At 36.9% G+C, this 12,570-nt stretch carries 19 protein-coding genes and 1 pseudogene; all 20 read right to left on the reverse strand.

The genetic code is table 11. The features are described from left to right. Nucleotides 1-4: 4 nt before the first annotated feature. Nucleotides 5-400: a hypothetical protein gene (locus IGJ45_RS15965; protein WP_311809959.1), complete on the reverse strand. Its 396-nt coding sequence runs from the start codon at nt 398-400 to the stop codon at nt 5-7. Then, the gene (locus IGJ45_RS15970) at nt 397-795 is read right to left on the reverse strand and encodes an HK97 gp10 family phage protein (RefSeq protein WP_311809958.1); all 399 of its coding nucleotides are present in this window, start codon (nt 793-795) and stop codon (nt 397-399) included. The genes IGJ45_RS15965 and IGJ45_RS15970 overlap by 4 nt, the downstream gene beginning before the upstream one ends. Next, nucleotides 792-1,184 carry a phage head-tail adapter protein gene (locus tag IGJ45_RS15975; protein ID WP_409534376.1) on the reverse strand — a complete coding sequence of 131 codons (393 nt, stop codon included), beginning with the start codon at nt 1,182-1,184 and terminating at the stop codon, nt 792-794. Before IGJ45_RS15975 ends, IGJ45_RS15970 begins: the two co-directional genes overlap by 4 nt. Further along, nucleotides 1,153-1,431, reverse strand: a complete 279-nt coding sequence (locus tag IGJ45_RS15980; protein ID WP_311809957.1) for a phage gp6-like head-tail connector protein — start codon at nt 1,429-1,431, stop codon at nt 1,153-1,155. Before IGJ45_RS15980 ends, IGJ45_RS15975 begins: the two co-directional genes overlap by 32 nt. Before the next feature lie 74 nt (nt 1,432-1,505). Then, complete coding sequence (locus tag IGJ45_RS15985; RefSeq protein WP_311809956.1) at nt 1,506-2,639, reverse strand: phage major capsid protein; 1,134 nt, start codon at nt 2,637-2,639, stop codon at nt 1,506-1,508. Nucleotides 2,640-2,663: 24 nt separating this feature from the next. Next, nucleotides 2,664-3,458 (reverse strand): head maturation protease, ClpP-related, encoded by a 795-nt coding sequence (locus IGJ45_RS15990; RefSeq protein ID WP_311809967.1) that lies wholly within the window; start codon nt 3,456-3,458, stop codon nt 2,664-2,666. Then, a complete protein-coding gene (locus tag IGJ45_RS15995; RefSeq protein ID WP_311809955.1) occupies nt 3,442-4,605 on the reverse strand; it encodes a phage portal protein in 1,164 nt (387 codons plus the stop codon). The genes IGJ45_RS15990 and IGJ45_RS15995 overlap by 17 nt, the downstream gene beginning before the upstream one ends. A gap of 17 nt (nt 4,606-4,622) precedes the next feature. After that, entirely contained in the window at nt 4,623-6,314 is a 1,692-nt protein-coding gene (locus tag IGJ45_RS16000) for a terminase large subunit domain-containing protein (RefSeq protein ID WP_311809954.1), read from the reverse strand. A 2-nt stretch (nt 6,315-6,316) separates the two neighbouring features. Beyond that, nucleotides 6,317-6,871 carry a helix-turn-helix domain-containing protein gene (locus IGJ45_RS16005; RefSeq protein WP_123836396.1) on the reverse strand — a complete coding sequence of 185 codons (555 nt, stop codon included), beginning with the start codon at nt 6,869-6,871 and terminating at the stop codon, nt 6,317-6,319. A gap of 189 nt (nt 6,872-7,060) precedes the next feature. Further along, the gene (locus IGJ45_RS16010) at nt 7,061-7,375 is read right to left on the reverse strand and encodes an HNH endonuclease (RefSeq protein WP_311809951.1); all 315 of its coding nucleotides are present in this window, start codon (nt 7,373-7,375) and stop codon (nt 7,061-7,063) included. Next, nucleotides 7,372-7,683, reverse strand: a complete 312-nt coding sequence (locus IGJ45_RS16015) for a hypothetical protein (protein WP_311809950.1) — start codon at nt 7,681-7,683, stop codon at nt 7,372-7,374. The genes IGJ45_RS16010 and IGJ45_RS16015 overlap by 4 nt, the downstream gene beginning before the upstream one ends. Before the next feature lie 186 nt (nt 7,684-7,869). After that, complete coding sequence (locus IGJ45_RS16020; protein WP_277814692.1) at nt 7,870-7,953, reverse strand: putative holin-like toxin; 84 nt, start codon at nt 7,951-7,953, stop codon at nt 7,870-7,872. Between the two features lie 1,240 nt (nt 7,954-9,193). Continuing rightward, entirely contained in the window at nt 9,194-9,592 is a 399-nt protein-coding gene (locus IGJ45_RS16025; RefSeq protein ID WP_123836414.1) for an ArpU family phage packaging/lysis transcriptional regulator, read from the reverse strand. Between the two features lie 284 nt (nt 9,593-9,876). Then, nucleotides 9,877-10,641: a phage antirepressor gene (locus IGJ45_RS16030; protein WP_311828381.1), complete on the reverse strand. Its 765-nt coding sequence runs from the start codon at nt 10,639-10,641 to the stop codon at nt 9,877-9,879. A gap of 68 nt (nt 10,642-10,709) precedes the next feature. Continuing rightward, entirely contained in the window at nt 10,710-10,847 is a 138-nt protein-coding gene (locus tag IGJ45_RS16035; RefSeq protein ID WP_154731721.1) for a hypothetical protein, read from the reverse strand. Nucleotides 10,848-10,850: 3 nt separating this feature from the next. Then, nucleotides 10,851-11,039: a hypothetical protein gene (locus IGJ45_RS16040; RefSeq protein WP_208775491.1), complete on the reverse strand. Its 189-nt coding sequence runs from the start codon at nt 11,037-11,039 to the stop codon at nt 10,851-10,853. A 24-nt stretch (nt 11,040-11,063) separates the two neighbouring features. Then, the gene (locus IGJ45_RS16045; RefSeq protein ID WP_164981819.1) at nt 11,064-11,234 is read right to left on the reverse strand and encodes a hypothetical protein; all 171 of its coding nucleotides are present in this window, start codon (nt 11,232-11,234) and stop codon (nt 11,064-11,066) included. 173 nt (nt 11,235-11,407) lie between these two features. Further along, nucleotides 11,408-11,599, reverse strand: a complete 192-nt coding sequence (locus tag IGJ45_RS16050; RefSeq protein ID WP_311828379.1) for a hypothetical protein — start codon at nt 11,597-11,599, stop codon at nt 11,408-11,410. Nucleotides 11,600-11,670: 71 nt separating this feature from the next. Next, nucleotides 11,671-11,856 (reverse strand): helix-turn-helix domain-containing protein, encoded by a 186-nt coding sequence (locus tag IGJ45_RS16055; protein WP_376715992.1) that lies wholly within the window; start codon nt 11,854-11,856, stop codon nt 11,671-11,673. Between the two features lie 461 nt (nt 11,857-12,317). Beyond that, a pseudogene (locus IGJ45_RS16060) lies at nt 12,318-12,515 on the reverse strand (MazG-like family protein); the annotation flags it as partial. Nucleotides 12,516-12,570: the final 55 nt, after the last annotated feature.

Below are 12,570 nucleotides of genomic sequence, written 5' to 3' on the forward strand. Positions count from 1 at the left end.
CCGATCAATAATCAGTGTCATAAATTTTTGTATTTTTTCGATATCGTCTTGCATCAACAAAACGTTTTGTTTCCGGGAAATACTCGTCTAATCCACCTGATAACTGAGAAAAGCCAAATTCCCACATTGTGTCTTTGACAGCTTTTGCAATTTCTTTAGTCAGCATACGACTAGCTGATTCAACATTGATCTGATAGCTGAACTTCTGCGACAATTCTTTATTCGCAGCAAAGTAAGCAGGTGTCGGCGGACCGCTAAAAGTATCAATAATAATAAACGCTTTTGATCTGTCAAATGATTCGGGCGCTTCATAAAACTTGATTTGTTCAGCTGTGACTTTTTCTTCAATCAGAGGATTAGCGATCAAAGCATTGTAGACTTCCATCATCATATCTTTCATTGTGCTAATTCCTCCAAATCAGTTCGTAATTCTTGCAAAGCAGTTGTTTCTGTTTTATCTGCCACAGCTTGTAGTTTTCCTTTCCCACGAGGACTGATATATCTACCAAAACGAGTATATCCGAACTCGCTCAAATGGACTAAACGCCATCTTGATCCTTGCCCCCAACCGACTTGAACTTGTTTTGGAGGACCTTTTTTCACATTTGAAACGATGACTGTATCGTGTGTTTCTCCTGTGTCCATATAAGATGCTGTCGCTTCTTCAACATCCTTCTTGAGTGTTTCACCGTATTTTCTTAGAGCCTTATTCACGACTCTTGTAGTTCGTTTTTCCCCTAATTTAGATTCTAGATTTTTTAAGATATCATCTACACCATTGATAGAAAATGTCATGAGGTCACCCCCAAGATGATTTTAAGGAAATCGTTATTCTCAATATCTGGCGCAAAATCTACAATATCCCAGACATCATCTTTATATCGATAATCATCCAAGACTACTTTATGGCCATTGTCTGGCAAATAGTCTGTGAATGGGTCTCGAATCTTTATTGTGACAGCTTTCTTTGTGCCTTTTCCACTAAGAATATCTCTATCCTTAGAAGAAGGACTGTAGACTAAACAAGTACAGTTGAACAATTTCTTACTTTCTTGTTCGCCTGGTTCGGGTCCTTTGTTTGGCATGACTTCAAAAAAGGTAACCGGCGTATTTAAATCACCGGCCACAATTTCAGGTCGTGTATATTTTGACTTAATCGGCAACTTGATCACCTGCCAAGTCAATTGACGCGTCCATGATCATAGTTTGAAAATTGTCATAAAAGTATTCAAGCGCCTCGTTCCTCAAATAACGAGTTCGTTCATAAACTAACTCTTTCCCTTTTTTGTACTCACTAGGATCAAAAGTACCAATCAGTGATTTAATATCAGAAAAGCCACTTTCAAGCTGTTCGCCGATGTCTGCATCTTCTGACGAGTGGAAAATACGAAACCGAGCTTTATACTCATCGATATATTTTTTATCGTTCATAGTCCCACTCCTTTATGAAAGATTAATGACTGCCCCATCAGTCGTTGGCGTTACTTCGCCAATTGTTGGGGGAATTACTCCCCCGAACCACCACCGGTAATATTAAGTGTCCAAACAGCCGCCACTTTATTATCTTTTGCTTTACCATATGCAAATGTCTTAGCAGCATATAAGTCTAGATCTTCCAATGCGAGTGTTTGATCAAATTTCTTGATTGACACACCACCACCAACATAGCCATCATAACGCCCGTTTACAAAGCTCAAACACTTACCAGTTGCTTGCGCCTCTGACTCGATAATTTGAATATTGAATGGTGTGTTCTTAACATACAATCCAGCATTAGTGACAATTGTAAAAGCGACATCTAAATCTGTGGCATCTTCTGGCGAGATTACCAAACAAAGTTTTCCAGCAGTGTTTAATCGTTTCCCATTTTCTTTTACGGAATGAAATTTCTTAATTTTCCCCATTTCCAAAAGGTTTTCTTTTCCATTTGCTAAAGGATCAATTGTCAAAGTCCCTTCTGGTGTTTTTTCTGGATACACACCACCGGTGATCGATACATCTTTTTGAACTTGTCGATTTAACCCGACTGGCTGATCTTTACCAGTTCCTGATAAGAAAGCTAATTCCATAGCTACAGCAAACGCTTCTTGAATTTGTAAACGTACAAATGATTCAACCCACGCTGGACCAAATTGCGTTAAATCTTTTGGTAAGACTACAAATGCGGTCAATTTGTTTTGAATTGACTCTTCTTCACTGAACGCAGCATCTAGCTGACCTTTAATTTCATCAAAAATCTTACCCCAAACAGCTACACCGCTTGTCTCAGATTTCAAGAATTTCAAGCGTAATCCAGCATTTTTCACACCGATTGCAGCTAACAACGGATGTTCAGAAACAACATCTTCAAAAATAGTGTCAATTGTTTCTTGTGGCAATAGTGTTTCTTCTTTGTAACCAACTTCTTTGTTGATTTCATTGAAGAATTTACGTTGTTCGGCAGCGAGTTTTGCATCTAATTTAGTTCCAGCAGCGTATGATTCAGCAGCAATTTCACCGGCTTTTTTCGCCTCTGAAATCATTTGATCCAACATTTCACCGTAAAGTTCCCCAACTTTTTCAGTTGATTCGTTATTTTGTACAGCTTGAATCCATGCTTTTTTTGCGTTCTCAAAATCTTGTGATAATTTAATAGTCATTTTATGTCCTCCTCATTTTTTGTATTAAAAAAGAAACCTAGCAAATGGAGATTCATTTGTTGGTCCCGCGTTTTTAGTATTTTGTTTTTCATCCATCCACTCTTGGATAGACTTTCCTTGAATAATTGTATTTGTTTTTAAATCTTCAATACTATCATCCACAATTTGTTTCATTTTTTCTTCATCAATCACAACTTGTGCAAAAGGTTTTTGGTTTCTAAGTTTATTCACTTCGTTGATAACGTTAGACGGAATCAATCCACTACCTCCATCAGCGACAAGTTGTGGACGTTCTGTATTTTCGAACATAATCGAATCTGCAAAACCATACTCAACAGCTTCTTCAGCAGTGAGCCAAGTCTCTTTATCCATCAGTGACAAGATTTCATCTTTACTTTTACCAGTTTTAGCCACATATGCATTAGCTAGAGAAAGATTAGCCTTTTGTAGAATCTCGCTGGATTTGTCCATTTCATGATAATCGCCTTGTGACCCCATAGAAACGTTATGGATCATGATTTGACCGACTGGGCTAATTTTTATTTGGGTCGCAGCCATTGCAATAATACTTGCCGCACTTCCAGCCATTACAACATTAGCAATCACTTTACCACTGTAAGCACGTAATCCAGTATAGATTTCATTCCCCATGTCAACTAAACCACCATATGAATTGATTGTAACTTCTACATCTTCTCCATTTGTTGGGAGTTTAGATAATACATCTTTTGGACAAGTTGCTTCCATATCAAACCAGTCATAAAACCATTTGTCATCACTTGAAATGATTGGACCGTTAATTTTAATCTTCACCGTCATTTTCATCCTCACCTCCTTCTAATACTTTTTGATAGTTTTTAGTCATGATTAATTTCTGTCCTTCTCCATTCGGCAATGGGTCAAAGCCAAGTGGCTCACGAACTTCATCTCGTAAGAACGTTCCAGATGAAACAATCTTGTCAATCTGAGTTGCGTATTCTAATATGTCTTTAGGTAAAACGTTGTTAATTTTGATACGTTCACCGTTTGTATATTCTTGGCAACTGATGATCTTTGCGATCAATTCATCTTGTAGTTTTTTTACCAGCGGCACAATACATAATTGGCGGAACGCTTTGATATTGGAATCTAGTTCAGCTTTCTCACCATAAATAAGCGCCGTAGGTACTCCTATGGCGTTGGCGATATCATCAATGAGAGAGGATTTCATTTTATTCAATTCTTCTAATGACTGATTAGACACACCCTGCTTGTTGGTATATTCTTCATATTCGAATCCCTTTAATTTTGGTACGATCGCTACCGAGTTGGTTCGAAAAGAGTTATAAACTTTATCGATAAACGCTTGTAATCTTTCACTTTTAGATTTCCCGTCTTTTCCTTTTTCATCACCAATACCACCTGTGGCATCTATGCCGACTGATGCACGAATTTGGTTGTTACGCATAGATATTTCCAGTATACGTCCAAAAAGTTCCGCGTAATCATCAAACAACCCTTGTGTAAATTTCTCTAACTTTTCGTTGTTGTATTCAAGGTATATAACTTCCGACATTTTATACGTTCTCTTAAATGTGTAGTTTTTGACTGTTACCATAGAAAAAGTATCTTCGTATACCGCATACTCTTGTCTATAATAATCATCTGCAATTAGCATCTGGTTATCATCAGTAAAAATCACTAAGACTTCATTGTCATCCAAAAGGCGATAGAAAAATTTTTCCCAGAACGTAGCGGCAGACATATCCAAGTTAGGGCGTACATTTAAGATATAATTCCAATCGGTTGTGTTATTCTTACCCTGGAATTTCACTTCCAATGTCGACATCGTTCTTGCGACAAAATCAAGAACAGTATTTTTAGCCATAGTTTTTAAATAAGATCGTTGCGCTAAGTTTTCTACAAACTCATAATCTAGCATCCAATCGATCTCATTATTCTTTTTAAAAATGTCTAAGATTCCCAAATAATTTCACCACCTTTCTAAAAATCAATGCCATCAAGCATATCAAAAGCTTCGTCATAATCAATCTGATCATCTAACTCTGTGGCTTTATATAACGCGTGGACAAATGCTTGAAATCCATCTGTTTTTCGCTTAATTTCTTCTTTTTTTAAGAATTGTTTTCCCGCTTGCGTTTCCCTTACATATACATTATTGGTAAACCATCGCATTAATGGATTATCACCAAAGATAAATTTGTGATTTGCAAATCCATCTTCTACACGAGGAGCTAATAATGGGTGCAAGTTAGACGGCCTTTTCAATCGGACTACTTCAAATCCTTCTTTTTCAAGCATAGGTCCTAAAATATCTGCCTTGTAGTTATCCATGACAATTACTCTCACGCCATATTCTTCTCTTGCTTGAATAAACCAGTCAACAATATACTTAGGATTCAAAGATGGTTCGTCAATAACTTTCATCAGTCCCATTCTTTCCCAAGCTTTTATTGGTGCGCGTTTTTCACTACCAACTAATTGCTCTTTCAATGAATATCCGTAGTGAACGTCACAAAAATGTTTCATCGCAAACGTAAATGTCTTAAATGCATATTCCAATTTCTTACGATTTTTAAATAGTAAACCGCAAGTAGCAAAATCTCGAACACTACCAAAGTCAATTGACCCGATTGGTACTGTATCCAGCTCAAAGAAAGGACGATTCGTTGCCATCATCTCTTCCCTTGTAGCAACAGAATTCTCCATATTGTCCTCAAGAAAATTCATACGTTTAGTAACAAATGCAGCACGTCCAGAAGGCTCAGTAGCCAACTTCTTGTACTTTTTCATAACTTCATTAAAAAGACGCTTTCCACGCTTATTCAAAGGTGGTTGCAATGCTGGGTTTGCTTTTGGCCAATTTTTCGGATTATCCATTTCCTCAATGGCATCCAACTCACAGATATAAGGAAACACCCCTTTAAATTCGGTTAGACCGTTCAAAATATCTTCACATTCGCGATATTTAATATCAAAATATCCCTCACGTACAAATCCCTTGGTACCAATGAAGAACTGTCGTCCATGATCTACCTTCCCAAGTCCGCCTGAAAATACATCAACAATATCTGTATTTTCCATCTCATGATATTCGTCATAGATTACTGCACCTTCTCGGCCGCCATCTTGTGAACTTGCATTGCTCGTTTTATACTCAAAAACAGATTGCGTTTCTAAACCTGTCAAGCTGCTTTTATAGGCTTCAAACTCTTCTTTCAAATCTTCATTGCCTTTTTTATTAATAACTCGATAGCATTCTTGAAAACTTCGTTTGGCCTGTTTCTCGCTATTAGCTACAATCGAAACATCATAGTAATCAATCCCATGAAGTGAACTGACAAAGTAATTTGAAAGAGTTGAAATGAAACCATTTTTTCCGCCACCGCGTCCCATATTGATGACAAATTCATCAAAAACAACTTCATCATCTTCTTTGTAAAACAAAAAAATGAATGCGGAAATAAATTTTTCCCATTCATCCAACTCAAAATACCAAGCCTGACTAAACTCAATATAATTATTTATTTGTTCCTCATCGAAATAATAAATATCGCTGCGAGGTAAAATTTCTTTTTCTATTAGTTTTAAAAGAAGTATCCTTTTTTCGTTAAGGATTAACTCACCAGATTTCCATTTACGAATATATTGATCAACATACTTGTTAGAAAGCATTTCTATTTCCTACCAAGCAACTTACTTTTTTTATCTACTTTCACATTTGGAGGTAATAAATCGGTGAGTTGTTTGATAATAGTTTGGTATGTTTTATCTCTATTATCGTAATTCTCGACAATAGGCCGTTTCCTATCATATGCCATTTGATTTTCGCTTTGCTTGAATTTTTCATACTCTCCGTTTTCGAGGATGTCCTTCCAATTATCATCTAGCAAGACCCTTAGTCGCGCAGCTTGTGTAATTAGTCCTTCAACCAAACTAAGTTTGTCCCGAGGAATTTTTTCAAAAATTTCTTGAAGCCGGTTAGTTTCTAATTTCACACGATTTTCCATGTCGTCCATACGATCATTTAGTAAGAAATGTAAACTGCATCCAAGCACCTTTGCAATAGCACTTAACTTTTCAATACTCGGCGAATTTTTTCCATTCTCAATACTTCCGTAATACTTACTAGAAATCCCGCTTTTTGTTGCTACATCAACTTGAGTCATCTTTTTTTCGAGTCTTTTTTGCTTCATTCTCGTCCCAACTAACTTAGAATCCAAACTAATCACCTTCCTTCAATATTTACTAACTTAGGGGTAGAGGGGGGAGGGGTACAAAAAATTCGTCGCATTTGCAGAATTGACCCCTTCCACCGGTTCCCTAGATTGGGATTTGACCCCAAAATAATTCGACCGGGGGTATGTTGATCCCCACTTTAGTTCGTTATTCAGTCTAATTTTGGGATTTGATTATTACGTTTACCACCATTCGTCATCCCACTTTCGTTTCTTTGGTTGGCCACGATAGTTCATTCGATCATGTCGCTTGTTGTGACAGTCTTTGCATAACGTCCTTAGATTGTCTGGATCAAACGCAAGCTCTGGATTTGTTTCCAATTCTTTGATGTGATCAACCTCCAGTATCGAATCATACTGTGTAGTCAGTCTGCCTTCTGCTTTACACCATAGGCATTCATAGTGATCTCTCTCAAGTATTTGCTGCCTTAGATTGCGCCACTTGGTCGATCCATAAAACCTTGCCCGATCCGCTTTTGTTTTGACAATCGGAATCATTTCTTTAGTTTACCAACGTAGATATTTACTAATGCTCGTTGTATTTGTAAGATTCCATCGATACCTAAATCATTGATATCAATACCCATTCGCTCTCTTAAGAACTGATCATTGTGTTTAGCTTTCAATGTTCGTTCAATAATGTAATAATTAAGGGCAGAAACTTCATCCATTTTCAATCCACAGATTCCAATGATTGTCATAAACAATTCAGCAATCTCCCCCAAATCTTTTGACTCACGAATATCTCTTAAAATTCCAAAATAGTCTGATTCTGATTTCTTTGCATGACTACTCTTCTTGTTCATTCACTAAGCTCCTTTACAACAAAAAAAGACCGCCGAAGCGATCTTGATTGAATTTATTTTATTTCATGATATAATAGACATAGAAAAAGGACGTGCTGCAAACACGCCCTAAGTAGAACCGTTAAAAAGACGGTAGCTTAGTAAATAGTTTTGATAACCATCTACGCCTGCTAAAGTGTTAGATGGTTATTTTTTGTTCTTATGATCTGTAATCAGCAACACTAACGTCGCAAAAGCAATCATCAGCGTTAATGCTTCAAATACAGACATGCCTACTCCCTTCTAGGGATAAAGCTATGAACCATAGGCATCACCCCTTTGTTAAGAGATTAGCCACCATCTTTTCACTTTTCTACAATGGATATTATATCGAAATTTTCTTTCTCAGACTAGATTAAATTGTGCCAAATCGCCTAGCCAATCTGACACATATTTAACAATACTAGGTTGCTCGCCACTTACTGTTTCCGCAGTGTGGCTTATGTAACAAGTTTTCGCTGACAGGCAGTCGGGATAACTATAAACCCTATGTCACTGGAGTGGTACTGCCCCCCTCAGTAATACGGACTGGGACCTCTCTGCTCCGTTGATTACACTCTATATCTCGTGAATTCTCACGCCCAGATTGTGCGGATCTTCCGCCACAGTGACAAATTTAAAAACTCAAAACTTAACAGATTGTGGGCTTTTCTTCCTGCTTCATACACACTCACTGCATTCAGTCACATACTCAAAGAGGCTGAACTATCGGGAGCTACCCAATAGCTTCTCTTTGCTTTTCATGTATAGTCTAGCACGGTGGCTAACAACGTTCACCTAAACATTCAGCTTTTAAAGTATTTATTACATAAACCCATCTGTTTTTATAATAATATCCCTGAAACTGACTTAGGCTACTTGTACCAAGTTCTCTTGTTAAACCTGCATTTCTGCAGTTCTCGTCAAAGGGAGTCTTTTGAGTTTTCTAAGGTCTGCCAAGCTTCTCACACTTCACCTAACTTAGATTCTTCTCCACAGGAGCGTCTATTGTATCCCCCAAGAGTCTTGTACCTTACAATCCATGTGCACTCCACATAGCACTTAACTGATATTAGCTTTTACTAATAGTTCCTCACATGTCACCATGCAACATACCTACAATCAAAGACACTATCGCACCTTTAATCATATTCAGATTTATGCCATGCTATCCTAGCACGCTGTTCAAACGTTCTACACTAGGTTCACAATCTATTAAGTTTTCAATCTTTAAATAATGTAAAGACGCCAAGAATGAAGATAAGGAGTGAACTCAACTCCATTCTTGTTTAATTTGCTGTTTTCTGCCAAAGAAGGATTAGCGATAAGGAGCTTTCCCCCTTTCGGTTTTTGAATTATTGTGAGTAGTCCAACAACCGTCTCTCCTAATCTTCTGACACTACTATAATAACATCTAAAATCGAACTATTTGCGCCAAATCTGCGCCAAAAACGCCAAATTTGCGCCAAAAACGCCATTTACGCCAAAATTTTCAGCGATAAGCAACCACTCCAAATACATCCGCAAACTCCAACAAAGCCTCCGACTTCATCCGATTCAGTGTGCGGGTTGCGACGCCGAGATTATCCGCAATCTCATCATTTGTCATAACTTCTTTCATACAATAAGTGTAGTATAATACCTGTCTGCTCATCAGTCCTAACCGACTTAACGCATATTCTATCGCTTGAATTTTCTCTTTTATTTCGATGTTTTGAATCAATGCATCTTCAACCATATTTCCACGCTTTGGTGCTTTAGGCATATCGTTCATAAATGGGGAACGAATATCTATCGGACTTCGTCCAGCCTTGCGTTCCAATCCCCGATACTGTTTTAAAATAGCCTTTGCATTTGCCTTTGTCTGTTTGATATCAGCTTCTTTAATCATTACAAATCACTCCAAGATATGGTATAATGAAAAAAGATTTTGATTCCATTAAATATTCTATGTACAGGCAGCCAGTGGTCGGTTGCCTATTTTTTATTAAATAATATTGACTATTTAATTTTATCTATTAATCTAATAGAAAAGGCTACTTTTTCCTTTATTGGACCCTTTTATATACATGTATAAAAACAACCCCACGTTTGTTGATGTTTTCTGTAGCCTTTTTTCGAACCTTCTATACACACATCTATCATGTAGGTCACTCTCCTTAGAAGGTTCTTTTTTTATGCTGTTTCCCACAGGTCCATCTGAGGATAATAGCCTTCTTCCTTCAACAAATCATAAATAAACAGCCTTCCTTTTTGTGTCCACTTGGTACTCATCACAATTTTTTTCGTTCCGTCTGTTTGAAGAATTTCACCTGTATGAGATTTTGTATATCCGCAATTCATATGCTTCTTGTAAAGTAACCACTGACCGCCTACTTTTCGCTGTATACCTAATTGATGCAATAGCTTATTCAATTTAACTGCTGACATCCCATAATCCGCTGCAATCTGTGAGGTAGTCACTGCATCTTTCGATGCTAGAATTGTATCAAGATAGGTGATTTTCGGTTCATATTCAGCGACTTTTTGTTCCGCAATTAATCGTTTCGTTCGTTCCTCTTTCAGTTTCGTAGCTACTTCAATCAACAAATCAGGATTTTCAAGTATTTCATCTTTAGCGTACATACCGTGTTTTCTGATTTGTGGCAGCACTTCGCTTGTAACCCAACGCTTGAACTTCCTTGCATTTAGAAGTTTTGATTTTAAGATTAAGCTGTATAGTCCGGATTCATTGATTATGGTGGCAACTTGTTCTCCTGAGGGGGTAACGATTCGTTCCCCCCTTTTATCTTCATTGTCGACATGATCTTTAAGTGCTTTACTCGTGTTTTTATAACCAAGAATTTCTGCCACATCTTTCCCTACAAAATATGGCTCATCATTCACTAGAATTGTTCTAACTTGATTGTCTTCAAAACTAAAAATTTGTGGTGTTTCCATTTGATGACTTCTCCTTCTTTAGATATTTGTTACTTATTGTTCCATTTGCCTGTGCTTTCTCCAACAGTTTACGCTTTTTCTTCTTGATTTTTGATTTCGTCTTTCCCAATAAAATCATGCTCCTTTTCATCAACAGACTTACCGATTATAATGCTTACAAAAATAATCCCAACAACTGCTACGAAGCCTAACACTATAAAAGTCATTAGTTACCCTCCTGCTTCAAACGCATCCTTAGCCAACGGATCGTTTTTGATAATTTCGTACTTCAGTTGTACTTCTTGTAATTGTTTTTCTAACTGATTTATTTTTTTCTGTTGGTCAATAATTGTATAGGTCAAGCAACTGAGTGCTACTACAACCATGATCATTATGATGATAAATTGTCTACGGTTCATCGGATACCACCGACACTGCAACTGTCATTTCGAGACAACTACTTTTTCTTGCTCGTAAAGCTGTTCCAAATCCTCAATAATTTCTTCGTAAATGCTGCGTTTTAATTCTTCATTTTTTCTATTTCTGTTAGGGCAGTTTGGTCTTAACTCCTCATTTTTTGCGATGTATTTTTTAATTAAATCTTGCTTATTCATGCTTATCCCTCCTGTTCCAAAGCCCATTGAGAATATTCTCGAAGGATTTCAATTTGTTCATCATTAGTCAAATTTTTTCTAACATTGATGAATTTGTTGAAAAGTCAGGTTTTGATTTTTCTAACATGGAATCAATTGACGAAAATGAATTAGATTCTTTCATAAAAGAAAATTCAAGTTTTGATTCTTGGAACTCTATGAAGTCTAAAGCTGCTGGTCTTTGGACAAAAAACAGCTTGGGCTTTAAATTTTTCGATTTTTTCTAAAGTATCTTTTAACTGATCAATTTGGTATCCGGCCCGATTGATCAGTTTTTTTAATTCTTCCATATTTGTTATTTCAACTGGTATAAATAATTTATCCATAATAATCCTCCTTTTTTGATTACCTTTCTCTTCCGCTTCCTGAATTATTTCAGATCACTGGACTTGTGGAATCATCTAAACCTATCCATACTAACGTCCAAAGCATCAGCGATTTTTTTAATCAGTTCAAAACTAGGCTTCTTTATTCTGCCTTTTTTTAACTCTGTAATGGTTCCAGTTGAAACTCCCATTCTCTTCGCTAGTTCATATTGTGATATATCTTTTTCAGTTAATATTTGTTCAATTTCATTCCACATCTTCGCACCTCCGAAAACATACGTTCGTAACATTTGTAAATAAAATAACACAACATGTAGTGTTAATGTAAAACACAACTCTGTATATTGTGCTACATTTATTATTGAATAGTGACCCAATACCAACTGAGCATTATTCATAATTAATCAGAAAGGAGTTAACTTATGGCTAGAGTTAGGGTAAAAATCAAAACTCCTAGTAAAGCTAAAATTAAGCGAGAGCTTACTAGAGCTGTCCGTAAAGTCTTGGTGTGTTCCAACTGCGGCAGAAAACTACCAAACGGTGTTTCCAGCACTGTTACATGTCCTAGTTGTGGATCAAAAACTAGGATAGTTTAATCACAGAATTCAAATTCAATATCCACTACTCGCCCTATTACTACGCCAATAGATACTAGGGCGAGTATTTTTAACATCTTTGTTACTTGTTTCTTTTTCAAAATTACAGCCTCCTAGTTATTTTACAAATCACTAGACTTAACAAACACTCCGTTAACCATCTGTCCAGTGCGCCCCTTGATTTCGTCATAAGCGCAATTCAAACACTCGTATAGGTCCATGTCGTTCTGTAATGCTAGGATAATCAGTGTCACTACTACATCACCAATACCATCACGTAGTGCATCTTGGTCATTTCTCGCTAATGCAGCCGCGACCTCGAGTGTTTATACTATTTCTCAAAAAAAAGCGTCTCAAAATCTTTCTCATGCGCTA

This window comes from Enterococcus sp. DIV0574, assembly GCF_051711125.1.
Lineage (GTDB): Bacteria > Bacillota > Bacilli > Lactobacillales > Enterococcaceae > Enterococcus_D > Enterococcus_D gallinarum.